26 protein-coding genes and 1 tRNA gene are annotated in these 24,624 nt (G+C 64.3%); 14 read left to right on the forward strand and 13 right to left on the reverse strand.

Annotation, left to right across the window (positions count from 1 at the left end; genetic code table 11):
* Positions 1-105: 105 nt before the first annotated feature.
* The 3 genes from AC6I1W_RS05250 to AC6I1W_RS05260 form a co-directional block, all read right to left on the reverse strand.
* Positions 106-690 (reverse strand): SAF domain-containing protein, encoded by a 585-nt coding sequence (locus tag AC6I1W_RS05250; protein ID WP_333490145.1) that lies wholly within the window; start codon positions 688-690, stop codon positions 106-108.
* A gap of 175 nt (positions 691-865) precedes the next feature.
* Positions 866-1,162 (reverse strand): FmdB family zinc ribbon protein, encoded by a 297-nt coding sequence (locus tag AC6I1W_RS05255; RefSeq protein ID WP_063279545.1) that lies wholly within the window; start codon positions 1,160-1,162, stop codon positions 866-868.
* 83 nt (positions 1,163-1,245) lie between these two features.
* A complete protein-coding gene (locus AC6I1W_RS05260) occupies positions 1,246-1,866 on the reverse strand; it encodes a 5-formyltetrahydrofolate cyclo-ligase (RefSeq protein WP_081302627.1) in 621 nt (206 codons plus the stop codon).
* A gap of 70 nt (positions 1,867-1,936) precedes the next feature.
* On the opposite strand from AC6I1W_RS05260, the gene AC6I1W_RS05265 reads away from it, so the two are divergent.
* The 5 genes from AC6I1W_RS05265 to AC6I1W_RS05285 all read left to right on the forward strand — a co-directional run bounded on the left by AC6I1W_RS05265 (position 1,937) and on the right by AC6I1W_RS05285 (position 6,029).
* The gene (locus AC6I1W_RS05265; RefSeq protein WP_270237312.1) at positions 1,937-3,244 is read left to right on the forward strand and encodes a molybdopterin molybdotransferase MoeA; all 1,308 of its coding nucleotides are present in this window, start codon (positions 1,937-1,939) and stop codon (positions 3,242-3,244) included.
* A 67-nt stretch (positions 3,245-3,311) separates the two neighbouring features.
* Positions 3,312-3,956 (forward strand): GNAT family N-acetyltransferase, encoded by a 645-nt coding sequence (locus AC6I1W_RS05270; protein ID WP_171048614.1) that lies wholly within the window; start codon positions 3,312-3,314, stop codon positions 3,954-3,956.
* Between the two features lie 81 nt (positions 3,957-4,037).
* The gene (locus AC6I1W_RS05275) at positions 4,038-4,835 is read left to right on the forward strand and encodes a hypothetical protein (RefSeq protein WP_171048607.1); all 798 of its coding nucleotides are present in this window, start codon (positions 4,038-4,040) and stop codon (positions 4,833-4,835) included.
* A gap of 35 nt (positions 4,836-4,870) precedes the next feature.
* Positions 4,871-5,902, forward strand: coding sequence for a TlpA family protein disulfide reductase (locus tag AC6I1W_RS05280; protein WP_270237314.1), 1,032 nt, complete (start codon positions 4,871-4,873; stop codon positions 5,900-5,902).
* A gap of 51 nt (positions 5,903-5,953) precedes the next feature.
* Positions 5,954-6,029: transfer RNA gene (locus AC6I1W_RS05285), tRNA-Ala, on the forward strand.
* Between the two features lie 56 nt (positions 6,030-6,085).
* Here the strand turns inward: AC6I1W_RS05285 and AC6I1W_RS05290 are convergent.
* The 6 genes from AC6I1W_RS05290 to AC6I1W_RS05315 are packed head-to-tail and all read right to left on the reverse strand — an operon-like array spanning position 6,086 to position 11,047.
* Positions 6,086-7,168, reverse strand: coding sequence for a tyrosine-type recombinase/integrase (locus AC6I1W_RS05290; RefSeq protein WP_270237315.1), 1,083 nt, complete (start codon positions 7,166-7,168; stop codon positions 6,086-6,088).
* Positions 7,165-7,392, reverse strand: a complete 228-nt coding sequence (locus tag AC6I1W_RS05295; protein WP_016667075.1) for a helix-turn-helix transcriptional regulator — start codon at positions 7,390-7,392, stop codon at positions 7,165-7,167. Before AC6I1W_RS05295 ends, AC6I1W_RS05290 begins: the two co-directional genes overlap by 4 nt.
* Positions 7,393-7,396: 4 nt before the next feature.
* Positions 7,397-8,941, reverse strand: coding sequence for a replication initiator (locus AC6I1W_RS05300; RefSeq protein ID WP_284950388.1), 1,545 nt, complete (start codon positions 8,939-8,941; stop codon positions 7,397-7,399).
* Positions 8,938-9,558, reverse strand: coding sequence for a hypothetical protein (locus tag AC6I1W_RS05305; protein WP_270237317.1), 621 nt, complete (start codon positions 9,556-9,558; stop codon positions 8,938-8,940). The genes AC6I1W_RS05300 and AC6I1W_RS05305 overlap by 4 nt, the downstream gene beginning before the upstream one ends.
* Positions 9,492-10,616, reverse strand: coding sequence for an FtsK/SpoIIIE domain-containing protein (locus tag AC6I1W_RS05310; RefSeq protein WP_270237319.1), 1,125 nt, complete (start codon positions 10,614-10,616; stop codon positions 9,492-9,494). Before AC6I1W_RS05310 ends, AC6I1W_RS05305 begins: the two co-directional genes overlap by 67 nt.
* Before the next feature lie 2 nt (positions 10,617-10,618).
* The gene (locus tag AC6I1W_RS05315) at positions 10,619-11,047 is read right to left on the reverse strand and encodes a plasmid replication, integration and excision activator (RefSeq protein ID WP_270237320.1); all 429 of its coding nucleotides are present in this window, start codon (positions 11,045-11,047) and stop codon (positions 10,619-10,621) included.
* Positions 11,048-11,213: 166 nt separating this feature from the next.
* Between AC6I1W_RS05315 and AC6I1W_RS05320 the strand changes: the two genes are divergently transcribed.
* The 5 genes from AC6I1W_RS05320 to AC6I1W_RS05340 all read left to right on the forward strand — a co-directional run bounded on the left by AC6I1W_RS05320 (position 11,214) and on the right by AC6I1W_RS05340 (position 15,369).
* Complete coding sequence (locus tag AC6I1W_RS05320; protein WP_284950389.1) at positions 11,214-11,801, forward strand: helix-turn-helix transcriptional regulator; 588 nt, start codon at positions 11,214-11,216, stop codon at positions 11,799-11,801.
* 13 nt (positions 11,802-11,814) lie between these two features.
* Positions 11,815-12,090, forward strand: coding sequence for a divalent-cation tolerance protein CutA (gene cutA / locus AC6I1W_RS05325; protein WP_416241603.1), 276 nt, complete (start codon positions 11,815-11,817; stop codon positions 12,088-12,090).
* A 113-nt stretch (positions 12,091-12,203) separates the two neighbouring features.
* Positions 12,204-13,646, forward strand: coding sequence for a hypothetical protein (locus AC6I1W_RS05330; RefSeq protein WP_270237324.1), 1,443 nt, complete (start codon positions 12,204-12,206; stop codon positions 13,644-13,646).
* Positions 13,647-13,659: 13 nt separating this feature from the next.
* Entirely contained in the window at positions 13,660-14,550 is an 891-nt protein-coding gene (locus AC6I1W_RS05335; protein WP_270237326.1) for a DNA adenine methylase, read from the forward strand.
* A 348-nt stretch (positions 14,551-14,898) separates the two neighbouring features.
* A complete protein-coding gene (locus AC6I1W_RS05340; RefSeq protein ID WP_270577007.1) occupies positions 14,899-15,369 on the forward strand; it encodes a GNAT family N-acetyltransferase in 471 nt (156 codons plus the stop codon).
* A 714-nt stretch (positions 15,370-16,083) separates the two neighbouring features.
* On the opposite strand, the gene AC6I1W_RS05345 is transcribed toward AC6I1W_RS05340, so the two are convergent.
* Positions 16,084-16,317 carry an ATP-binding cassette domain-containing protein gene (locus AC6I1W_RS05345; RefSeq protein WP_333490143.1) on the reverse strand — a complete coding sequence of 78 codons (234 nt, stop codon included), beginning with the start codon at positions 16,315-16,317 and terminating at the stop codon, positions 16,084-16,086.
* 146 nt (positions 16,318-16,463) lie between these two features.
* Between AC6I1W_RS05345 and AC6I1W_RS05350 the strand changes: the two genes are divergently transcribed.
* A complete protein-coding gene (locus AC6I1W_RS05350) occupies positions 16,464-17,444 on the forward strand; it encodes an IS481 family transposase (RefSeq protein ID WP_497743525.1) in 981 nt (326 codons plus the stop codon).
* A gap of 183 nt (positions 17,445-17,627) precedes the next feature.
* Here AC6I1W_RS05350 and AC6I1W_RS05355 read toward each other — a convergent pair whose 3' ends face one another.
* The 3 genes from AC6I1W_RS05355 to AC6I1W_RS05365 all read right to left on the reverse strand — a co-directional run bounded on the left by AC6I1W_RS05355 (position 17,628) and on the right by AC6I1W_RS05365 (position 21,848).
* Positions 17,628-18,647: a magnesium and cobalt transport protein CorA gene (locus AC6I1W_RS05355; protein ID WP_063279743.1), complete on the reverse strand. Its 1,020-nt coding sequence runs from the start codon at positions 18,645-18,647 to the stop codon at positions 17,628-17,630.
* A 101-nt stretch (positions 18,648-18,748) separates the two neighbouring features.
* A complete protein-coding gene (locus tag AC6I1W_RS05360; RefSeq protein WP_270237346.1) occupies positions 18,749-20,233 on the reverse strand; it encodes a uracil-xanthine permease family protein in 1,485 nt (494 codons plus the stop codon).
* A gap of 85 nt (positions 20,234-20,318) precedes the next feature.
* Positions 20,319-21,848 carry a dolichyl-phosphate-mannose--protein mannosyltransferase gene (locus AC6I1W_RS05365; protein ID WP_065673651.1) on the reverse strand — a complete coding sequence of 510 codons (1,530 nt, stop codon included), beginning with the start codon at positions 21,846-21,848 and terminating at the stop codon, positions 20,319-20,321.
* A gap of 114 nt (positions 21,849-21,962) precedes the next feature.
* On the opposite strand from AC6I1W_RS05365, the gene rsmI reads away from it, so the two are divergent.
* Genes rsmI through rsmA form a run of 3 tightly spaced genes read left to right on the forward strand, consistent with a single transcriptional unit; the run spans position 21,963 to position 24,618 of the window.
* On the forward strand, positions 21,963-22,820 hold the full coding sequence (gene rsmI, locus AC6I1W_RS05370) for a 16S rRNA (cytidine(1402)-2'-O)-methyltransferase (RefSeq protein WP_065673644.1): 858 nt from the start codon (positions 21,963-21,965) through the stop codon (positions 22,818-22,820).
* The gene (locus AC6I1W_RS05375; RefSeq protein ID WP_065673643.1) at positions 22,817-23,725 is read left to right on the forward strand and encodes a TatD family hydrolase; all 909 of its coding nucleotides are present in this window, start codon (positions 22,817-22,819) and stop codon (positions 23,723-23,725) included. Before rsmI ends, AC6I1W_RS05375 begins: the two co-directional genes overlap by 4 nt.
* The gene (rsmA, locus tag AC6I1W_RS05380) at positions 23,722-24,618 is read left to right on the forward strand and encodes a 16S rRNA (adenine(1518)-N(6)/adenine(1519)-N(6))-dimethyltransferase RsmA (protein ID WP_065673642.1); all 897 of its coding nucleotides are present in this window, start codon (positions 23,722-23,724) and stop codon (positions 24,616-24,618) included. Before AC6I1W_RS05375 ends, rsmA begins: the two co-directional genes overlap by 4 nt.
* The last annotated feature ends 6 nt before the right edge of the window (positions 24,619-24,624 follow it).

A 24,624-nucleotide genomic window follows, 5' to 3' on the forward strand; every position in this document is an offset into this window, starting at 1 on the left:
TTTCGGGTTGTGGTGTGTGCCCAATGGCCTCGGGCCCGTCGAGAACCATAATGGGACATCAGAGGTGCGGCTAAAACCGTTCACGCTGTTTCGTCGGATGCGAACTCATTCCACAACCAGTCCCAGGGGCTGTCCTTGGCCTGCCACGGCGATCGCCGCGGCATCGGCGGATCCGGTGGACACCACCACTAACTCCGTGGACGGGGAGCCTTGCGTGAGTCCACCTCCGCTGGTGGGCAGGCTACGGATGATCGCGCCATGGGTCAGGACGTGCGGTGTCCCATCCTCGCCGGGGGAGACGACGGACACCCGCTGGCCCACCTGCAGCATCCCGACCATCGACGAGTCGACAAGATGGATTCCTACCAGGGCTTTCCCGGATCCGACGCTGGAGCCGGACAACACGGCAGACGTCGTCAGGATCGTCCCCTCAGTGATGCGAGCCGATGCTTGGCGGCCTTCCACCTGAGCGAGGGTGACTGTTTCATGGGGAAGGATGGCAGGATCCACTCGGACGGTACGTAGGTCAGAGCGTTGAATAGTGCGTCCACCCTCGATGGGACGGGCGGCAACGATGACCTCTCGTCCGGAGGATGTCGTGGCGATTCCGGGGGAGGCCACGAGCAGCACCGCCAGTGCGGCGAGAAGGGCTGCCAGGCCGCGTCGATGGCGCGCGACGAGGACATGCAGACGGCGTCGCGCGGTGGTCTTGTGCTTAAGAGTCGATTGTGGTCGGCGAGGGTCCTGGGAGTTCTTCGATGTCAGTCTCACACCCACAGTTATCGTCGGAGGAGACGAAATCGTTCAGTTGTCCACAGGGCAATTTCTGTCCACAGGCAGTTCACGTCCTGTCCGGACCCTCCACTCAGGACGCGCTGTCAGCAGTCTTCGTCGTCGAGGGGGATGACGAGGACGACTCGGACTTCGTCGAGGAGGAATCGGAGGAGGTCGAACTCTCGGCGGTAGCCGCTTTGGATGCTCCCTTGGTGTGGTTGTCGGTGGAGTAGAAGCCCGACCCCTTGAAGACCACGCCCACTGCGTTGAAGACCTTGCGCAGCTCACCCTCACAGGTGGGGCATTCGGTCAGCGAGGGATCGCTGAACTTCTGCACGACCTCGAGGTCATGGCCGCAGTCGTTGCATCGGTATTGGTAGGTGGGCATGGTCTCCTCGTTCCGGCCCGATCGGTGTCAGGCGCCTGTCGAATGATAGGCGTACTGCCGGGTACCAAGAAATTCCGCGTCATTCACTGACCCAGCAGGTGCAGGCCAGTGGGAGTGAGAGCAGCGGTGACCGGCTCGTCCCATGGATCATGGGGAACCTCGTCGACGATCTCGTCGTCATTGACGACTGCCCACACCGGAACCCCAGGGGTTCGCTGGGTGAGGACGCGGTCGTACCAGCCGCCTCCCACGCCAACCCGGTACCCCGCCCGGTCGACCAGCAAGGCTGAACACAGCACGACCTCGGCCACGGTGATGGCTGAGGCCGGCAGCACAGGAGCGATCGGCTCGGGGATCTGCCACAGACCGGTACGTACGTTCTTGCCGTCGTACCACGCCCACGCTGGTTCGTGCAGGGAGTGACCGTGGCCGTCCGTCAGGACCGGAGCAAGAACCTGTTTTCCCATCATGACGAGGGTGTCTGCCAGACCTACAGTGTCCGGTTCGTCCCCGCGAGACAGGTAGAGGGCGACCTTGTGAGCCCACAGCAGCCGACTCATGGCGTGCTCGGTGCGTCGGTCGTCCCTGCCCATTCGGGTCCGGTGGTCCACGGCTGCCCGGCGGTCACGGCAGCCACGTCGGAGCTCCTCCTTGCCGAGCCGAGGATCAGAGAAGTCCTCATTGGCTGGGCCGTGGTGCGTCATCACCCCCTCATAGTACGCCCTGGCCGAGTCGCTGTCGGGCAGACAGTGCAATGACCTCTAGGGTGATGCCATGGCGTTGTTCCACAGGAAGAAGCAGGTCGATGCCCCGGAGTCCGAGATGGAGCCCCTCGGTTTGCCGGGAGCGCCCGAGACGGACATGTCCGGGCGTCGGTCAGTCGTCGATCATCGCGACTACCTGTGCAGCCTCGTGCAGGCCGTTCCACCAGTCGCCATGAACTTGCCGCAGGCCGTGGGGCTGGCGGTGTGTGAGGACATCCACGCACCTCATGACGTCCCAGTGGTGACGACTGCCGTCATCGACGGGTATGCCCTCGATTCTGCGTCCACCAGAATGGCAGGTCGTTCTGGTGCCGTGGAGATCCAGATCGATCGTCGTCCTCCCACTCCGGTGACCCCGGGCACTGCTGTGCGCGTCATGGCTGGGTCGCTGTTGCCGGAAGGCACCGACTGCGTCCTCCCACTGGACCTGCTCGACGCCGACGGTGACATCGTGCTGTTCTCTCCGGTCAAGAGGTGGGCTGGGGCTCGCCTCGCGGGTTCGGACTACGGAACAGGTGAGGTTCTGGTCCGCAATGGGACGATCTTGCATCCGGGGATCATCTCGATGCTGGCCTCGGCCGGTATCGACGAGGTGTTCGTACGGCCGCGGCCCAAGGTCGTCATCGTCGCGGTGCGACCTGATGAGGATCAGCGCGAGGAGATTGAGAGGCGAGCTCGGGTCAATGGCGTCGAAGAGGTGGCCTCTCTCGATGCCACCGCTGCAGCCATCGAGTCCGCCACCCGGGCCCTTGACGTCGATGTCACCGTCATCTCCACCGACACCTCGAGCGACAACGAGTTGGCGCGGTTGCTCGCCGATGCCGGACGTGGTGCGGATCTCGTCCTCACCACCAGCGATCACATGGTTGTCGGTCAGCAGGACCCCGTCTCCTCGGTACTGCCACGTATGGGAGGTACTGACTTCGCCAGGGTAGCGATGGAGCCGGGGGCCAATCAGGGATTCGCCCTCATCGACCCGAGCCTGGTCCCCCTGGTCGTCCTGCCGGCAGGTCCTGGACCAGCTCTCATCTCGTTCATGGTGTTCGTGCAGCCTCTGCTGCGCAAGCTGTCAGGCCTGCCGCCGGCCGATGTGCTCAGGGCCGAGACGGATCGGCCGATTGCCCGTCACCCGGACTCCACCACCTTCGTCCCGGTGCGTCTGGCTCGAGTCGGAGGCCGCCCGGTCCTCTTGCGAGCGGGAATGGGTGATGTCACCCACACCATTGACCTGTCGATGGCCGACGCGATCGCCGTCGTCGGGGCGGGCGATGAGCCGGTTCCGACCGGTATGCCGCTGGTGTGCTGGCGGTTGAGGTGACGCCATGGCCTCATCTCGTCTGCCGTGGGGGGTGACGCTGCCACGTCACCACCATTGGCCGGTGACCCTGCAGGCTGGTGGGGTGGTTTTGCGTCCGCTTCGGCGAGCCGATGAGGTGAGATGGACGGCCACGCGCGAACTCGACTGGGAATGGCTCGCCCCTTGGGAGGCGACGAAACCACCGGGGTCCCACGAGCGCGTAGGTGGATATCTCGCGATGCTCTCCAGGAATCGCAAGCGTGCCAAGGAAGGCAGCAATCTGCCGTGGGCCATCGGTTGGGACGACGGATGGCCCGATCATCGGGCCACCAACCGTGCCACGACTCCGCTCATCGGTCAGCTGACGGTGTCGTCGATCTCCTTGGGATCGGCGATGTCATGCTCGATGGGCTATTGGGTGGCGTCCGCCCATGCGGGCAAGGGAGTTGCGCCGACAGCAGTGGCTCTGGCGTGCGACTACGTCTTCCAAGTGATGGGGTTGCACCGGGTCGAGATCTGCGTGCGTCCTGAGAACGTCAAGAGCTTGCGTGTGGTGGAGAAACTCGGCATGACAGAGGAGGGCATAAGGCCCGCTTACCTCCACATTGACGGTGAATGGCGCGATCACCGGGTGTTTCGTCTGCTGGCTGACGACTACCCCGATGGCGTCCTGTGCCACTACCTCGCCAACCACCTTCTGCCGGGGTCGCCGGTGGGTGAGGACGAGGACTGAACAACATCGTTGTGATTCGTTTTCCGACACTCCGCGTGTGGTCCACGCGACACGCCGAAGAGAGACCGTAGCGTGTCAATCGTGCAAGCCGTCCAAGCTGTTCTCATCGCCATCGTCCTCGTGGGATGGATCGCTTATCTCGTCCCCATGGTCGTCAATCGTCGACGTTCCCAAGAGGTGTCTGATGACAGGCACGAAGACTTCCCGGACACCATGAACGTGGTGTCCCGAGGCTTTTGCACAGTTACCCCTGACAAGACCGAGGACGGCCCCGAGGTGGAGCTGTCCACCCCGTACACCAGGTCGTACGCCCGTCGTGACTTGAGGCGGTCCTGGGCAGTGGCTGCCAAGCGTCGGATGGCGACGATGCTGGCGCTGTTGAGCTTGACGGTACTCTTCATGGTGCTTGCCATCGCCGACGTCACTCCGTGGTGGCTGGTGGCGGTCTTCGGCCTTCTGCTGGTCGGGTTTTTCGCCCTGGCGCGGTGGTCCGTGGTGGAGATGACGAAGCGTTTTGATCGTCGTTACGCCCTCATCGACAGGGGATGGGACGAGGACACCATTGTCTTGGAGGTGAAGACGGAGCCCTTTCGCACCGACGACGAGCCCACTTCCTGGACCATCGACCTCGACCGCCCGGTGACAGCCCCGGAGGGCTCGCTGTGGGATGACGTCGTCGTCACCGCTCCCACCTATGTCTCGACGCCGTTGAGCGCCCGGACCGTTCGCACCATCGACCTCTCCGCTCCTGGCCCGGTTCCTGGCCAGGTTGACACCCCCGTCGTCGCAGAGAAGCCGGTCGAGGCCTCCGACGACGAGCAGTCTGTCTCGGAGGTCCATGAGGGGCCATCGGGGATTGTCCGAATTGCGTCGGCCTGAGCACGGTTCCGACAGTCGCCAGATGAGGTGGCACAATGGCATCCGTGTTTTCCGGTCTGACGCTGTGCACGGTGCTTGCCGCGGTTGTCCTCCTCGTCTCGGGGGGCAGCAAGGTTCAGTCTCACGACACAGTCAGTGATGCCCTCGACGCACTCGGCCTCCCCGGTTCGCAACTGCCGTCGGGGGTGCTGTCCATGCTGCCCTGGGCAGAGATCGTGCTGGGGGCTCTGCTGCTCATCGTCGGTGGGGTGTTCGGAATCGTCGTCGCCTCCTGCGCTGTCGCGCTGTTCTGCCTCTACCTCGGCATCATCATTCGGGCAGTCGTGACGATCCCGGATCCGGTGGACTGCCATTGTTTCGGTGATCTTGCCCCCGGTGACATCGGAGCTCGAACCATCGTCCGCAACGTCTTGCTCGTCGCTGCGTCGGTGTTGGCCCTCATCGCGGCCATTGACGACCGTCGTCCGGCTATCGAGAGGATCATCAAGGCCTCAGCCGGTGACCTGTGGTGGTGGCTTGCCGCCGTGCTGACGGTCGTTGTCGTCGCGACGGTGCTCTACCGCCCGGTTGATGATGCGGCCGAGGAGGACGACGCCGAGGAGATCGCCGACTATGAGTCCGTGCCGATTCCGCTGGCATCGGTGACCGATGTCGAAGGACGCACCACGACCCTGCGTGGCCTGGTGGCGCAGCGTCCGGTTCTGCTGATCTTCGTCTCTCCCGGTTGCGGCCCGTGCGAGAGAGTCATGACGAAGGCTCCGGGATGGATGATGCTGTTGCCCGAGGTTGACGTGCGATGCCTGGTGACGAGCGAGTCTGTTCGCGAGGCACTGCCAGAGTCGTTGCGTCCGCTGTCCTTGGTTGACAAGGACGGGTCCACGAACCTGGTCTTCGAGGTTCACGGGTACCCGACGGCGTGGTTGCTGGGCGTGGACGGCCGTATTGCAGGTGGACCGCAGAAGGGCCCGTCCAACATCGAGATGATGATTCAGGACATGCGCGCCGTCCTCGACGACGTCGCCAGCGAACAGGGACAATCCGGGGCTGACGAGGTCCTTGTCGACTGAGTCACGTCCGTGGCGCGGGTCGCCCGGATGTGGTAGCGTAACCGCGTTGTTGGGGCATTGGCGCAGTTGGTAGCGCGTCTCGTTCGCAATGAGAAGGTCAGGGGTTCGAATCCCCTATGCTCCACCAGCAAGAAACCTCGCTGACTAGGAATTATGGTTCCGGTCACGCGGGGTTTTTCGATTTCAGGGCCATGTCATCGCCTCTCGCGGGCCCCCGGCGGGCCCCGGGGCTGCATTGAGCCTTGCCAGACCGGCGATGTCGGCGGTGGTCCCCAGGTGGTGCAGGTACCGGTTCGTGGTGGCGATGGACTCATGGCCCATCCATGCCTGCACGGTCCCCGGGTCCACGCCGCGGGCCAGCCACAGGCAGGCGGCGGTGTGCCGCAGGTCGTGGATGCGACGGCCCTGGGCGGTGTTCTTCCAGTCGAGCGTGCGGACCACGGCATTGCGGTGCAGCTGGGCACCCATGTACGTCGTCAGCAGCAGGTCGTTCGGGCCCTTGCCCAGGGTGAACCGCTTGATGATCGGCAGCACCCGGTTGGCGACGGGCACGCGACGCGAGCGCCCGCTCTTGGTGGCCTTCACCTCCACGCCCTCGGGAGCCGGGCGACGCACGTACAGCGCCGGGGAGGGCACCTCGACGAAGTCACCGACCCGCAGCTCGCGAGCCTCGGCCCAACGCAGTCCGGTCCAGCCAAGGACGAGCATCACGTCGGCCAGGCGAGGGTCGCGCTCCTGCCACGCGAGGTAGGCGGCTTCGAGTTCATCCTCGGTGAAGGGGTGCATCTCCACCGGAGGCGCGGAACTCTTGGGCACGCGGACGGCCGTGACGGGGTTGGTGGCGATCAGCTTCTCCCGCACGCACCAGGCGAAGAAGACCGAGAGGCTGGCCCGGTAGCGAACCACGGAGTTGTGGCCGAGCCCCCGCGAGAGCAGGGCCTCGAAGGAGCGAGCGACCTCGCGCCCCCTGACGGACGACACCTGCAACGCCATCATGCTGGTGGGCACCAGACGCAGCAGCTCGCGGTCGGTCTGCCAGGTCTTCGCCGCGACGGTCGTGCGACGGATCTCGAGCCAGCGGGGGAGCAGGTTACGCACCCGCTCCTTGCCGGCGCGAGGATCAATGCCCCCGTCCAGGGCGGCACGTTCACGGGTGAGCCAGGCGACCGCCTCGCGACGGGTGTCGAAGGTGCGGGTGGCGACCTTCACACGTCCGCTCTTGAGGTGGGCGCGGAAGCGCCCGTTGGGGGTCTTCTCGATGCTCACGCAGCAGCCCGCCTCAACCAGGCCTCCACATCGGCGCGCAGGTAGCGGGGGCAGGTGGACGACAGCCAGGTGCAGCGCGGCCCCTGACCGGTCTTGCGCCACCGGCACAGGGTGGACGGGGAGACGCGCAGCCAGACGGCCAGCTCGTCGCTGGTCAGGTAGTCGAAGGCGGTCTCGAGCCGGGGCGTGGTGTCCAGGCCGGGCAGGGTGTCGGTCTTGCTCATGGGTTCAGTTCTCCTTGGGGTGGGGGTGGGTGTTCTTGCGTGCGGCCTTCCACTGGTCGTACTCGCGGGCGCGGGCGGCGGCTGCGAGGGCGAGTGCTTCGTCGGTGGTGGTGTCCCATCCGGTGCCGTCGTAGGCCCAGTCGCGCAGCACAAGGGTGGTGTCGTCATCCTGTTCGTCGGCGAGCAGGTCGACTGTGGCCCAGTCGATGGGCTGGCCGGTGCGGTGCTGTTCGGCCATGAGGGACTGGAAGCGGGCACGGGCCCGACGTAGGGCGCCGAGGGTGATCGAGTAGCGGCGGCTCTTGGTGGAGAAGTGGCCGCGGAAGCCGAGTTCATGGGACCACTTGCCCAGGTGCGTGTAGACGTCGAGGCCGTCCTTGCCGACTGGTTGGGGGACGTGGTGGCCGGTGCGGCGCAGGTTGTCCCGGCCCCGGGCATGGCCCGACCAGGCGCGGCAGAGGGCAACCAGCCGGTCGAGGTGCGGGTTGGTGGTGCCGTGCGTGCCGGCGGTGGCGTCCTTGGTGGCGTACTTGGCGAGGTAGCCGGCCACCTGGGCGGGCTGCAGTTCGCGGTCGGGGTCGTCGGGGCGGTGGCTGGTGCGGACGGGCTTGGCGTCGACCTGCGCGCCGAAGACGAGCAGCATGGGCCGAATGGACGGGTGGGGCGCCGGAGCCACGTAGGAGACGGCCGCGGCCGCGTCCCGGGCGATCTGGGCGAGGACTTCGGAGGTGATGCCCGCCGGGGCGGGGGCGCCGATGCCCTGGGCCACGGGCCCGTCGAGGCGGATGAGGGCGTGAAAGTGGATGGCGCCACGGGTCTGCATTTCGGCAACCTTGGCGAACTGCACCGAGCACGAGTCGTTGAGCTTCGACGGCGACACACCCAGCACTCCGGCGAGGTGGCGGCGCAGGGTGATGGTGAAGCGTCGCCACAGCTCGGGGGCCCACCACTGCCACATCAGGTGGTGGCCGTAGCGGTAGCAGTCGGGGCAGATCGGTTGCCCGAGCAGCGTGTCGTTCTCGTCGTGTCGCAGGTTGCACCACTGGGGCTTGCCGTGCGGGCAGAGCTGGCCTTCGCGGCGCGGGTGACAGGGCTTCCCGCCGCGGGTGCCGTGGACGGCGCCGAAGGAGGGGGCGGTGAGGGTGAGGAAGACCAGCGGATTGTCGGCGACGGTGTCGGGGATGTTCTTGCCACCCTGGACGCCGCAGCGGATCACCTCGAAGGTGTCGCGGGCGTAGAGGCGGGAGCACGACGGGCACACGGATTCGCGGCGGTTGCCGCAGCGCTGGAACAGGACACCGAGGGGCTGGTCGGTGGAGCGGAAGACGCTCAACACTTCACCCGTGTGCGCGTCGATACGGGTGGTGGAACCGGACAGGCGGATGGGGTGGGCGCAGTGCCCGACGTGGGCGGCAGCGGTGGCGAAGGCATCGAAGGTGCCGTCCTTGACGCGGTCGAGGAGCTGGGCGGCCATGCGGGGGCTCAAGTCGAGGTCGAGAGGGGATGCCTCACCGAACCCGTCGAAGTGAGCCCCCGCAAGCGTGGTCATGCTGCCTGATCACCCTTCTGGTCCTTGAGCCTGTCAAAAGGACCGTCCGCGTCGTCACGGTCATTGACCTTGTCGAAATGACCCTCGCTGCCACCGCTGCGTGGCTGGCGGGGCTTGCGCGGGGCCCGGGGCTTGCGTGCCCTGGGCATGGCGCCCTGGGATGCAGCGTTGCCGTCAGGAGCGTTGGTGATGTTGAGCGCCGGCGGCAGCGCTGCTTCCGCAACCTGCTGTTCGGTGGGCAGCTCGACCACCACGGGGGACGGATACCGGCGGGCCACCTCGCGGATGGTCTTGTCGGGCCAGTAGTCGGCGCGGACCTTGTCGAAGCTGCCTTCCTCGTCCTGGATCCAGCCGGTGCCCTGGTGCGAGCGCAGGATGCGGTGGGCGGGGGCCACACGGGTGGTCTCGTCGCCGAGCACCATCCGGGTCTCGGTGGCGCTGTTGAGGCGCAGCGCGAGGGTCTGGGTGAACAGGTTGCGCATGCCGACGATCTCCTTGCGGGGGTCCTGCACTGCGGCGAGAACGACGACACCGAGGGCGCGGCCCTGCGTCAGGATCTCGGAGAGCAGACGGGACGACTCCTTGACGGTCTCGGGCGGGCCGTAGGAGGTGAGCACGGCCAGCTCGTCGATGACCAGGACGTGCAGCGGGTCACCAGGGCGGGGCTCATGCAGGCGCGAGACACCTGCCTCAACTGGCGCAGCACCTCCAACGCCTGGGCGGGGGTGGTGGCCATGCAGCAGAACAGGTCCTTGCCCATGGACAGTTCGAGGCCGTGCTTGAGGTCGATACCCCACAGCTGCACCTCACCGGTCGGCACAGCGGGGGCGAGGTTCCCGACCACCGACCACATCGGCGAGCCCTTGCCGGACCCGGACGCACCCACGATCAGCGTGTGCCGCCCGATCACCTGCAGACGCCACGTGGTGCCTGCCTGGGTACGACCAGCAGGGACGATGCCGACAAAGTCCAGATCTTCACGGCGCAGGATGCTTGCCTCACGGCCGGAGGCGAGGGTGTTGCGCATCATGAGCTGCACCTCCACCTGGCACTCCGAGACGAACACGCACCGGCCCGAGGTGGCGGCGGCAGCGACCTGCAGGGCGGGGACGGCGGCCTCGATCTCCTCCAAGGTCTGCCCGATGCGGGCCCGGATCCGAAGTACCAGCAGGTCACCCCGCGTCTCGACACGCGACAGGTACGGCGCCACCCAGTGCTTGACCTCGCGGGGCTCACGGACGTACTCGGTGTGATCGCCCACACGGATCTTGCGGGTCACCTTTTCGACGCGGGTGCGCTGCACCGACAGGCCACATTCGCGGGCCAGCTCGCCCCAGTTCTTCCGAGCCCACCGACGCCAGTGCCAGCGACGCCACGGGCCTGCCACGAATCGGTCGAAGGTGAACGGGTTGGCCAGCGACCACACGACGCCCAAGACCACCACCACCGCGTATGCGCCGAAGATCCAACCCATCAACCGCACTCCGCGCTCGATGCCGAGGAGCCAGCAGCTGGCCAGCCATGAGGCGTCGCACGCGATGAAGAGCCACTTGGTGGTCCAGAACCCCTTGCCCAGTCGAGCCAGCGCGACGCCGACGAGCCGGATGCCGTGCCAGATATCGGCTAGCACGGGCGGCGCAGTCCAGCGGCGGCTGGGGATGGCGACGATGGCCATTGTCAGGCCGCCTTGCCCTGGTCGCGGGACGAAGGCGTCGGGGCGGCCTCGGTGAAGCCGGAGGCACGCAGGGAGTAGGCGATCTTCGGCTTGGGGCCGTTGTCGTCAACCCAGGGGGTGACGGTCAGGTCGGTGAAGCGCACCGGCGTGAAGGGGAAGCCCGACTTGTTCTCGGGCGGCACCGGCTGGTGCTGGGCGATCAGCTTCACCACGACGGTCTTTTCGCGGTTGCCCGCCTCAGGGTCGGGATCCAGGACTGCGACCTGCCAAACGGGGAGGCCGGTGTCCTTGTCGAAGAGCTGCGGGCGAGAACCGTCAGGACGGCGCACCTTGTCGTCGAAGTTCAGCACCGGCTCGACCTGGCCGACCAGAAACGGCGGGATGGGGAAGACCGTCGTATCCACGACGGACAGTTTGCGAGGGACAGCCATGATCACTCCTTCGTGACGTCTCCTGCCACCTGCAGGACGTATAAGACATCTTGCACGACCTGAAGGTCTCCTGCAAGACGTTTTCGTCATCTCGTGTGATCTATGCGTCCGTTCCTGTCCTTACGCTCCGCATGGGGTGCAGGTCAGGCATGATGTCTATATGGACATGTCAGAAGTCATTCGCGCGCGCCGTGCTCGCCTTGGCATGTCCCAGGCCGAGCTCGCGTCGCAGTCAGAAGTGGCGGTGCGACAGATCGCCCGCTATGAAGCAGGGGAACAGCAGCCGGCCTTCAACGTCGCCCAGCGGATCGCCACAGCCCTCGACCTCACTCTCGACGAGCTGGCCGGCAGCTACAGCGACGGTCTGGACCTGTCCGGTGACTGGCACATGTCGTGGCAGACCTGGAAGGACGGCGAGGAGTACTACACCGTCCAGCGGGTCCATGTCGCCCAGAAGAACGACCGCCTGGTCTTGGTGGCCGAGCGCGGAGACGGTGAACTGGAAGACGGGTACTACGCCTGGCGCGGCGAACTACGCCTGTGGGACAACGACACACTTCTGGGGTGGTACGCCGCCAGCGACGGCGCATCCCGCTCCAAGGGAACCCTGATCTTCCGTTTGAACCCGCAGGGGCTTCACGCTGACGGCTTGTGGACTGGCATCAGCTACGACGGGCTTCTGGCTGGACGGGGCGGAATGGCTCGTACGCAGGCCAAGGCTCTAGAGATAGCGAAGGTCCCGCAAAGTGCATGACTCTCTGATCCTGGTGACTCTAACCGGACCAACCGAAGGCCAGTTGGCTGAGCTCTGTAAAGTCCTAATAGGTGATCGGTTAGCTGCCTGCGCGAACATCGTCCCCAAGATTCGCTCTATCTACCGGTGGGCGGGACAGGTACAAGACGAACACGAGGTGCTGGCGATACTTCACACAACAATAGGGGCTTTTGAACCTCTGGTCGCGCGGGTTGAAGAAATGCACCCATATGACGTTCCCCAGATAGTTGCGACAGACCTGCTCGCGAGCGACTCTTATGGACGTTGAATCAAAGAGTCCGTCGCTTCATCGTCGTGAGTGGCCCCTAGAAAATCGATATGCAGAAGCAGACGGAGTCGGCCGCGGTCAGGTCGCGTTATCTCGATCAAGAAGGGTGAGACATGCTGAGAACTGTGGACATAGATGACCTTACATTGGACCGAAAGAATCCCAGATTTCCAGACGAGGTGGATTCTGAGGGTGAGGCTGTTACAGCACTGATAATGGACGGCCCAGCAAAGCTCTACAATCTCGCCGAGGACATTGCCAAGAAGGGTTCTCTCAATCCCACAGAGCTGCCCGTTGTGTGCCAGGAGGACGACGAACTCGTGGTGGTCGAGGGCAATCGACGAATCGCTGCCCTCAAGCTGCTGTCAGATCCTAAGCTGGCTGACTCGGCTACCGCGAAATCTCCGGGCTTGAATCTAGTGAATCGCCTGACTGCGCTCGGTAAAGACGTCAAGCTGCCAACTGCGGTTGACGTGTACGAAGCGCCCGATAGAGAATCCGCCCGACACTGGATCGAGCTCCGCCATACCGGAGAGAATGATGGCGTCGGCGTTGCCAGTTGGAAATCGTGGCAAGCAAACAACTATAGGCGTCGCAGGGGCAGTCAAGCGGATAAAGCGTCAATCTACTGCGCAGCCATTCAGCAGGACTACGCCAACGATCCTTCGATCTTGGCGGATGTTGTTCAGGTTCGGAAGACCCGCCTAACTACTTTGGGGCGCTTGCTGTCGGATCCCGACTTCCGGCGCGAGGTTGGCGTGATCTTCCAAGATGAAGATCTCGTGTTTGAGTTTCCGGCAGACGCAATACAACCATTCGTGCGTAAGCTCTTTCAGGACTTGGCTGACCCATCTGGTCTTACCGTGACCGCAATCAAGACTAAACAAATGCGTCGCAAGTACGTCGCTGATAATGAAAGCTACCTCCCGGACCGGGCCACTCGTCTGCCAATTCCTCGACGTCCAGGCGCAGCAGCGTCCAACCCACCTTCCCAACAGTCCGCTCCGGGCGCCCCCTCGGCGAACTCGGCCACCACAGGGACCGGACAACAACAGCAGCAGGCTTCTCCGGCGGCACCGCCGTCGGGGCCCACTGGCTCTGTTCCCCCGCCTCGGACTCCACCGGCCGAACGGGTAATCTTCCAAGGAGCGCGGCTGCCGAAGTCGAACGCACGTATCGGATCACTTCTGCGCGAGAGTCAGAAGATCAGCATCGATGATGCACCCCAAGCTTGCGGAATTCTACTAAGAATCATTCTGGAACTCGCGATCACTGACGCAATCAACCGTAAGAAAATCAAGGGCAACGAGAGTGATACGCTAAGGAAAAAATTTCGCAACGCGTTACTTGCCATTGACCCGGACTGCGCAGATCCCAAGCGGCGTCGGAAGGACCTTGAAGTCGCTTGGACGCAGAGCCAAGACCCAAACGGAGTGGCCATCCAGTCAATGCATGCTTTTGTTCACAACTCCCATGCGTCACCGAACTCCCAGGACGTTCGCAACTTGAGTCACAACTTCCGTCCGCTGCTGGACGGAATAACCGGAATTCTATAATCTTCGGAAAGCTATGGCAGACAGATTCCTCAGTCCCCTTCGCTATCCGGGCGGTAAGGCCCGCATGGCGCCTTACCTTGCCCGTTTGATCGCAATGCAGCCAGTCCGCCCAACAGCATACGCCGAGCCCTTTGCGGGCGGCGCCGGTGCCGCTCTTCGGCTTCTGGTTGATGGCACGGTTGATCGAATCTACATCAACGACCTAGCGCCCGGCATCGCGGCATTCTGGCGCAGTGTCTTTATGCACACGGAAGAACTCGCCACCATGGTCGAAACGGCCACGGTGGACCTCACGCATTGGTATCGCGCCCGTTCGATTTGCACTAGTCAGGTCGGCTATGATGATCTATCGCTGGGCTACGCCACCTTCTTCCTGAATCGCTGCAATAGAAGCGGAATCCTCGGGGCGCGTCCTATTGGGGGCCTTCAACAAACCGGAAAATGGAAGATTGATGCCCGCTTCAATCGGGCGAATTTGGCCGGCCGTATCCGGATGTTGGGCGAATACCGGGATCGAGTCGTCGTTTCTCAGCTGGACGCGCGAGAGTTCCTGGATCAAACGAAAGATCTGGGCGAGAGGCTCTTTCTCTATGTCGATCCGCCCTACGTGGAACAAGGTGAAGATCTCTACTTGGACTCCCTGGAGACGAAGGATCACGAACAGCTCGCGGAGCAGCTGAAGGAACTTATCAGTCCCTGGGTTCTGACCTACGACGTCGCCAACTTTGTTTCAGAAGATCTCTATGCAGATCTCCGAACGGCAAAATTCGGGATCGCTCATACCGCTCAGCGGCAGCACATTGGATCTGAACTCGCTGTCTTCTCAAAGAACCTGCTTGTGGACAGTATTCAAGTCCTTCCCAGAGCTAACGCCACTTGGCTCGAGCCCGCCATCTCGCTGTAGCCGCATCTCGGTCGCTCCGGCGTAGTGGCCGTCAAGCTGGCCGCCCGTGAGAACTTTCCTTACTGACTCAAGGCGCCTTCGGCGCACGTGACCGGCGGCAGCGGGGCCCCGCGACAGGGCCCCGCGCTCCGGTCGCTTCGCTCCCTCTGCGCACCCCGTCGCACCCCACCACCACCGGTCACACACAAGCGGGACGCCCTGGGCCAGTTGGTCCAAGGCGTCCCGCTCTGTCGATATTCACTTGTGCCGCGTCTGCTGGGCGTCTGTCTAGGGTCGAGCCATGTTCCGTCTCTGAGCGCGTCAGCCAACAACCTCGACCCGAACGGAACCACCATGCCCTCAGACCTCATGACCCTGCACCTCACCGGTGCCACCCCGCAGTCGCCCTCCGTCGACCTCGTCCCGCTGGACACGAACCGCACCCAGGAACTCGCCAAGGCCTACTTCAACGCCTACCCGCCTGGCATCGCCTGCAACACCCTCGAAGAAGCCGTTCAGGAGATCCGCGAGACCTTCGCCGGTGAGTACGGCAGCCTTCGTCACGACGCGTCGGCCATGGCCGCCCATCAGGGCCGTGTCTTGGGCGCCGTCCTCGTTGTCGAACGGTCCATCTGGGATGCCGAACTCGACGGGCCGTTCATCATCGACCTGTTCGTCGATCCCGTCGCCCAGGGCGCGGGACTTGGCAGAGCCCTGGTCCAGCACGCAATCAGCCAGTGCACTGAAGCCGGTGATGAACAGCTGTCGTTGAGAGTAGGGGAGGGCACCTCGCCCGCAGCTCACGCCCTTTACACAGACTTGGGCTTCGTCAGCAGGTAGAACGCCGCCACGGTCCATGCCGGCAGCACCCGCCGTGGCAAAGTTCTCACCGGCATGGACCGCGCCGGACCGAAAATCGAACAGTCCGGTTCTCGCGGGCCCCCGGCGGACCCCCGACCTGAAATCGACGGCATCCGTGCAGCCGCCGGCAGGCGTGGAACCGCCTCCAACCGGGGCGAATCCACGGCCGGGAGGCTTTCGCAATGAGAAGGTCAGGGGTTCGAATCCCCTATGCTCCACCCCACCACAAGGCCCGAACCCTTGCCATCCTCGATGGTTTCGGTTCGGGCCTTGTTGCTGTCTTGGGCTCAGGTGATCGTGCCCAAGCGCAAGCGCCGCCGGGATGGGATCGATCAGACCGTGCTGTTGGTGACCGCGCGGGTTGATGACTGGTGAGATCGCCACGCACTTCGACGAGGTTTGTGGGGGTGACGGCCTCCACGCACACCATCAGCCGGATCACGGAGAAAGTCACCGGTGAACCCACCTAATGGGCGAGCAGGCCGCTGGATGCGATCTATCCGGTGATCTTCGTCGACGTGATCGTGGTGATGGCCCTGACGGGGCAAGTCCGTAACACTCCGTTCCATGCCGTGAAGGGCGTCACGGTGAATCGGGCCATGCCGTCCTCGCCATCTGAGCTGGCGACGGCACAGCGGGTGCTCGGTTCTGGTTGCAGGCGCAGTTACGCCTCGATTCGGCGCACTGTGCTTGTCAGCACGGTTCAGGGAGTGTCAACCGCTGGCCCTGCCATCGTTTGCGCAGCCACCGGTCGTGTGAGGCAACGACGACGGTGCCAGGGTATTGGACGAGTGCATCTTCGAGTGCGGTGACGAGGCTGAGCGAAAAGTGGTTGGTCGGCTCATCCTGCAGCAGGATCTCTGGCGGGTCAGCCAGTACTACCGCGAGGGCAAGGCGACGTTGTTGGCCGACGCTGAGTTCCTGCACACGTCGGTTGTGGTCTCGACTAGGTGTAACCACCACACAGGTTAGGTACATCGGGCTGGTTAGAGACAGCTGTGGCTGGACACGGGCGAGGGCCTCTGGGTGGAGTGTGTTGCTACCACACAAAGCACGACTCCCAAGAGGCCCTCATGACCCACTGTAATGCCCCGTTGTCCGAAACCGGACGTTTGCGCCTGGCCTGCTGCATCGTCGAGGATGGCTGGCCCCTGCGTCGGGCCGCCGAACGCTTCAACGTCAGCGTCACCACGGCCCAACGCTACCGCGCCCACGGGCCGGCCGGAATGCGTGATCACTCCAGCCGACCCCACCACCAGCCCCGACGGGTCTGCCGTCGCACGCAACGACGGGTGGTGGGATTGCGCATCACCCACCAGTGGGGCCCAGCACGCATCGCCTACCACCTACGCCACCAGCACCTCAGCGTCTCGACCGTCGGCAAGATCCTGCAACGCTACGGATGCCCACCCCTGACCTGGATCGACAAGGCCACCGGCGCCCGGCTACGCGCCCAGCCCACACCCGTCCGCTACGAACACGACACCCCCGGTTGGCTGGTCCACGTCGACATCAAGAAGCTGGGCCGGATCCCCGACGGCGGCGGCCACCGCATGGTCGGACGCGCCCAAGGAGTACGCAACCGTGGCCGATCCGCCAGCGGGGGTGGGTATCACTACATCCACAACGCCGTCGACGACCACTCCCGCCTGGCCTACGTCGAGGTCCTCAGCGATGAGCGCAAGGACACCGCCGCCGGGTTCTGGACCAGGGCCCAGGCCTGGTTCGCCAGCCAGGCCATCACCGTCAAGCCGGTCCTGACCGACCACGGCTCCTGCTACCGGTCCAAAGCCTTCAACAAGGCACTCAAAGACACCCACATCACGCACACGTACACCCGGCCCTACACGCCCAAGACCAACGGCAAGGTCGAGCGGTTCACCAGGACCCTGGTCGCCGAGTGGGCCTACCCACGGCCCTACCCCAGCAAGACCGACCGCCTGGCCGAACTCCCCGGCTGGCTGCACCACTACAATCACCACCGCGGACACACCGCGCTCAAAAGCACATCACCCGCCGACCGCGTACCTAACCTGTCCGGCGATTACACCTAGTTCTCGCTCACGGCGTTGACGCTAATATCTAGAGCGCACTCCAGCTCAAGCATGCCTTAGTCCACCGGAAGAGTTCCGCCCGATCAGTGGGTGCTTTGTGCTTCAGGTTGAGGCGAACGAGTCTGATCTCACCGTCCCCCGGTGTGACCCACTCCTCTTTGTCACACCCGTGCCGAAGTCAGCTCACAGCCAATTCTTCTTGTGGAAGATCACGTACAGGATCACACCGCTGGCCACCATGCTGAGCAGGCAGTAGAAGTATCCGTATCTCCAGTGCAGTTCTGGCATGTAGTCGAAGTTCATGCCGTAGATCGAACCAATGAGGGTGGGCACGACGAGGATGGCCGCCCATCCGGAGATGATCTTGACGTCCTCGTTGGAGCGTTGGTCGACCAGCGTCGCATTGACCGTCAGGATCTGGGTCAGCAGTTCCCGAATGTCAGTGATCTGGGAGGAGATCCGGGCCAGGTGGTCGGCAACGTCAGCCAGATAGGCCTGCAGCTCGGGTGGCACCTGATGTTTGGCGGACCCGGCGCGCAGGGCAGCGATGATCGGGATGAGCGGGTTGGTGGCGTGCTGCAGGTCGATGGCCTCACGAGACAGGCGGTAGATACGTTCGGGGGCTGCGGAATCCCCACTGAAGACCTGCCTCTCGATCTGTTCGATGTCGAACTGGATGCCGCTGATGACGGGGAAGGTCTGGTCGACGACACCGTCGAGGATGGTGTAGAGCACCGACTCCGGACCGTGGCGCAGCAGCTCCGGGTCACTGGGAAGACGCGGAGTCCACCTCAGGCTCGACAACTCGTCAGGGATGCGCTGCACGATGACGACGACGCAGTTGCGCTGCTTGATGACCTCGGCCTCGACGAAGGCCACATCCTCCATTGAGTCGATGTAGAACGGCGGGTGCAACACCAGGAACAGGGCATCCCCGTGGCGTTCCAGCTTGGGACGCTGGTGGCCTTCCACCAGGTCCTCGGCCAGTAGTGGGTCGAGGCGCATGAGGTCGACAAGGCGCTTGATCTGGGTCCGATTCGGACTCTGCTCGACGATGATTCCCAGACGCTCGGGGTGGCCGTCCAGCCAGGACAGCGTCGTCTCGACGTCAGCCTGGTGTTCCGGGTCGGCCGGGACTCCCTGCTCGAACCACTTGATGTCGACGATGCCGGGTTTGGTGTCGGCGATTGGCCTGGTTGCCAATGGTGATGCGCCACCATGGGTGCGCGCACTCGTCGTGACACCCTTCCTTGGCTGGGGTGTTGCTGCCATAGATCGCCTCCTCCGTCATCTGGGCCGCAAGCCTACTGCGTACGGCGTCGATCTCCCTCACGACGACGACGGTCGTCGGGGGTATCGTCGTCAACGTACATGCCAGGAGTGTCGAGGATGATGTTCGTGCCTCCGGCCGCGTCGGACAGCTCGTTGGGTGCGAGCCACTTGGCGAGGTGATAGACGCCGACGGTGACGATGGTGCCCAGGGCGATGCCGCCCAGGGTGAAGGAGTCGCTGAACTTCAGCGAGACGTCACCGACGCCGATGATGATGCCGGCTGCCACCGGGACGAGGTTCACCGGATTGCCGAAATCGACGTTGTTCTCCTTCCAGATCTTGGCGCCCAGAAGGCCGATCATGCCGTAGAGGACGACGGTGATGCCGCCCAGTACCCCACCGGGAGTTGCCGAGATGACGGCACCGAACTTGGGGGAGAAGCCGAACAGGATCGCCACGACCGCAGCCACCACATAGGCGGCCGTCGAGTACACCCTCGTTGCCGCCATGACGCCGATGTTCTCCGAGTAGGTTGTCGTCGGGCCCGCACCGAGGAAGGTGGCCAGTATGGAGGTCGCTCCGTCAGCGGCGACTGCCCGCCCGACCTGATGATCAAGGTCCTTGTCGGTCATCTCGGCAACGGCCTTGACGTGACCGGTGTTCTCGGCGATGAGGGCGATGACGACCGGCAGGGCCAACAGGATGAAGGCCAGGTGGAAGGCAGGCAGGTGGAACCCAACGACGTTGGTGGCCGCGTAATGGGATCCGTTCTGGGCCTGGGGTAGGTACTTCCAGGTGTCCAGGTTCGTCACCGGGGGCAGGCCGATCCATGCTGAGTCATGCACGGCTGACCAGTCCACTCGTGGGGCGACGGTGCCGTCGGCGTGATGAAGCGGACCGAACACCAGATCCTCGATCCACGACAACACGTAACCGATGACCAGGGCCAGGAAAATGGCGATGCGGGAGACGAATCCGCGCGGTCCCACCGACAGTGCGATGACGAGCAACATGACGATGAGCGCGGTCCACTGATCGGTGGGCCAATAGGTCTTGGCAACCACCGGGGCGAGGTTGAAGCCGATGAGCATGACGACGGCGCCAGTCACCGTCGGAGGCAGCACCTTGTGCACCACCCGCGAACCAGCGGCCTGGATGATGATGCCGCAGATGAAGAGGGTCAGGCCCACGCACAACAGGGCGCCCGAGACGTCATTGGGTTTGCCGCCGGAGGCGTAGATGGCCGTCGCCACGCCGGGGAAGGCTGCCGAGGAACCGAGGTAGGACGGCACCTCATGCTTGGTGACGAAGATGAAGACGAGGGTCGCGACACCCGACATCATCACTGCCAGTTGCGGGTTGAGGCCCATGAGGACGGGGAAGACGAAAGTTGCCCCGAACATCGCCACCACGTGCTGGGCTCCCAGCCCGATGGTTCGTCCCCATCCGAGCCTCTCGTCGGGAGCCACCACCTCACCTGGCTCCAGTACACCGCCGTTGTGCAGCTTCCAGATCATGGGCGTCCTTCCGGGTTGGTTCCCTTCCGGACCCTCAGCGTATCTGCTCGACGAGCAAATCCCCGTCGGGCGTCCGATGACCGACTCAGATCCAGGAGCGGAACCACATCCGTGCCAGCCATGCCTTTCGGGTCATGAGGCTGTCGGTGAGGATGGGATAGATGAAGGCGAAATCGGCCGCGACCAGGGCCATGACCGTGCCAACGACGATTGCACCGATGCGGCGTCGGCTGGTGGCCTTGGCCGGGCCAAGGATCTGACCGAGCCAGATCGCCAGGATTGTCACCGTGAATGGGATGATGCAGATGGCGTAGAAGAAGAACAGCGGACGGTTGTCGTAGCGGAACCACGGGATCCACGTCGACATCATGGCGACGATCGGCAGGGTGAACCGCCAGTCACGGGCGAAGATCCACCAGATCACCGCGGCCACCAGGGCGATGGCTGCGAACCACCACAGCACAGGGGTGCCGGTCGCGGAGATTACACGCAGGCAGGTGTCACCGACGGCCTCGCAACCCTGCTGGCCCGGCTTGATGTCGTTGACTGCGTCGATTCCGAGCGGTCGCTGGTTGATCAACCATCCGGATGGATTCGAGGCGTAGACGTGGGTCTGCGTCATCATGTACGAGCCGGTGTGGAAGTCGTACATCTGCTGGTGGTAGTCCCACAGCGCGGCCAGGGGTTTCCCGATCACCTTGGACAGGCCCGGATCAGGGTTCGGGCCGGCCCAGGATTTTCCGAGAACCATGTGTGGGTAGACCGAGAGCCACCGCGCCCACGTGGCGATGTAGCTGCCCACGGCCACGACGACCATGTAGACGAAGGCCGGTACCCCGTCGCGCAGGAAGGACCACCAGGCCTTCGTACCCGCACCGGCGAGCCGGCGTGCCGACCAGTCCCAGATGACCGAGATGATGCCCATCGTCGCCAGCACGAACATGGAATTCCATTTCGTGGCGCAGGCCAGACCGAACATGACTCCAGCCACCAGACGCCACGGACGCCACCCCTGGGCTGGACCGAAGACCCCGTCGAGATGGGGCTTGCCGACGGCTCTCAGATGATCAGCCAGATGATGACGGAACCAGTCCCGGTCAGCCGCCACCGCAGACACACCTGCCACCAGGAAGAAGGCCTGGAAGATGTCGAGCAGTCCGACCCGGCTCATGACGAATGCCAAGCCGTCGAGGGTGAGCAGGATGCCAGCAATGGCACCCACCATCGTGGACCGGGAGAGACGTCGAGCCAACCGGATCGTCATGAGGACGAGCAGGGACCCGAATACCACGGAGGCGAATCGCCAACCAAAGGAATTGAAACCGAACAGTTGCTCCCCGATCGCGATGAGCCACTTTCCCATCGGGGGATGGACGACGAACTCGGCGTCGGGAGTCCAGGCGTTCGTGATCCCGTTGACGATGCCGGCATTGGCCTTCGCAGCGTCAGGCCAGGTGCCTTCGTACCCTTGTTGGAGCATCGTCCAGGCGTCCTTGGGGTAGTAGGTCTCGTCGAAGACGAGGTTCCTCGGGAAGCCGACATTCCACACCCGCAGCAGGAAAGCCACTGCGGTGATGAGGGCCGTGACGATCCAGCTCGTGTACTCATCGGTCATTCGGCCGTCGTCGAGACGCTCGATGGTCGACAAGGATCTTCTCGCTGCTGCCACATCGCCATGGTAGAGGGTTGGTGAGACGCCACCGTCGGTCCGGCGTGGGACGATGATCAGGTGAACCAGGCACAACCGGGACGAGTCATCCTTGCAGGCACCCCCATCGGGGACCGCCGTAGCGCCTCACCTGCCCTCGTCGAGACCTTGCGTGACGCCCGCATCATCGCTGCCGAGGACACCCGACGACTGCGCGATCTGCTGCGCCGCCTTGACGTCGAGACCTCTGCCCGCGTGGTGTCCTATTTCGAGGGCAATGAATCGGCCCGAACCTCCGAGCTCATTGAGTGTCTTCGTGACGGGGACGACGTCGTTGTCGCCACCGATGCGGGGATGCCCTCGGTGTCCGACCCGGGATACCGGCTCGTCACCGCCGCCATTGAACACGACATCGCCGTCACCTCGGTCCCCGGAGCCACCGCCGTGACGACAGCCCTGGCCATCTCGGGAATGCCGACCGACCGGTTCTGCTTCGAGGGATTCCTGCCGCGCAAGTCGGGGGAGAGGCGTCGTCGCCTGGCTGAACTTGCCGATGAACCGCGCACCACTGTCGTCTACGAGGCTCCCCATCGGCTCGCCGATCTGCTCGACGATGCCGCTGAGATCCTCGGCACCGACCGACGCGCTGCGGTGTGCCGGGAATTGACGAAGACCTACGAGGAGGTTCGTCGCGGCGGTCTGGCAGAGCTGGCTGAATGGGCTCGTGAGAACGCCCGCGGCGAGATCACCATCGTCATCGAGGGAGCCAGGGGGAACTCCGTGAGTCTTGACGAGGCCGTCGAGATGGTCGCCGAGCTCACCGACGACGGAATCAAGCCGTCCAAGGCCGTCGCCCAGGTGGCACGGGCCACCGGTGTCGACCGACATGAGCTCTACGACGCCGTCCAGAATGCCTCGACCGACCAGGAGGAATCGTGAACGAAGCCATCCGTGAGGTACTGGCCGAGGCTGGCCTGCCGCCCCTGCCCGAGCCATTGGCCGCCCCTCTGGTGGACTCCCACACCCACCTCGACACGGTGGCCGACATCGTCCATCTCGATCCCGCCATCAGTCTGGCCGCCGCTCGTGAGGTCGGGGTAACCCACATTGCTCAAATCGGGTGCGACGTGGAGGGGTCCGAGTTCGCCGAGGAACTGGCGCGAACCCACAAGAACGTCATTGCGGCGGTGGCGATCCATCCCAATGACGCCGCCCGTCTAGGACGCAAGAAGATCGGCGATGCCCTCAAGCGCATCGATGACCTTGCCAGCGCCGGCGACCACGTCCGGGCCATCGGCGAGACTGGCATCGACCACTTCGGCACGACTGACGACGAGGGCCAGGCCCTCCAACGGGAGGTCTTCGCCGCCCACATCGCCCTGGCCCATGAGCACGGTCTCACCCTTGCGATCCACATGCGTGATGCCCGCAACGGTGGTGAGGGAGACGGTCCGACCCAGGGCCGACAGGCCCACGAAGACGTCGTCGACGTTCTCGACTCAGAAGGTTGGCCGGAGCGGGTCATCATGCACTGCTATTCCGGTGATGCCGACCTGGCCCGGATCTGCCTGGGGCACGGGGCATACCTGTCGTTCTCCGGGACGATCACTTTCAACTCTGCCGGCCCTCAGCGCGACGCCCTGGCGATCGCTCCCGACGACCGCATCCTCGTCGAGACCGACGCACCGTTCCTGACCCCGGTGCCACGCCGCGGCAAGCGCAACGGCCCCTACCTGCTGCCGCACACCGCCCGTTTCGTGGCACAGCAGCGTGGGTGGGACGAGACGCGCGCCTGCCAACAGCTCACTGACAACGCCTTTTCCGCTTATGGAGGTGCCTGGTGACCGAAACCGGATTGCTCGATCCCGCGTCGATCCGACGCATTGCCGGTCAGATCGGCCTGAGACCGACGAAGACCCGAGGGCAGAACTTCGTCCACGACGCCAACACGGTGCGTCGTATCGTCTCCTTGGCCCAGGTGGGTCCCGACGACCGTGTCATCGAGGTCGGTCCAGGCCTGGGATCACTGACCCTCGGCCTGCTTGAGACCGGCGCCCAGGTCGTCGCTGTCGAGATCGACGAGGTACTGGCCACCCAGCTTCCCGACACCGTGGCCGAGCGGACGCCAGAGGCTGCCGACAGGCTGGAGGTCATCCTCTCCGACGCCCTCGACGTCGATGCCGTCCCCGGTGCCGATCCGACCGCGTTGGTGGCGAACCTGCCCTACAACGTCGCTGTCCCGGTGTTGCTGCACATGCTGGCGATCTGTCCGCAGTGGTCGACGGGTGTCGTCATGGTGCAGTCGGAGGTGGCCGACCGTCTGGTGGCCGCTCCCGGATCCAAGATTTACGGGGTTCCCAGCGCCAAACTGGCCTGGTATGCCGAGGCGACCCGGGTGGGAAATGTCCCCCCGACGGTCTTCTGGCCGGTGCCCAACGTGGATTCCGGGTTAGTCCGGATCACGAGGAGACGTCCTCCCCAGATCGATGGACGAGCCCCTGAGGCCATTCGCTCCCAGGTCTTCCGCGTGATTGACGCGGTCTTCGCGTCCCGTCGCAAGATGCTGAGATCCGCACTGGCTGGACTGTGTGGTGGTTCGGCGGCTGCCTCCGACCTCATCGGCGCTGTCGGGATCGACCCGACGGTGCGCGGAGAGGTCCTTGACATCGTGGACTTGACCCGTGTTGCGGAGGCGTTGGCCCAGGCCGGCGTCCTCGGCGATCCGGGTCAGGTGTGAACTTCT

Source organism: Cutibacterium sp. KB22876 (genome assembly GCF_059728865.1).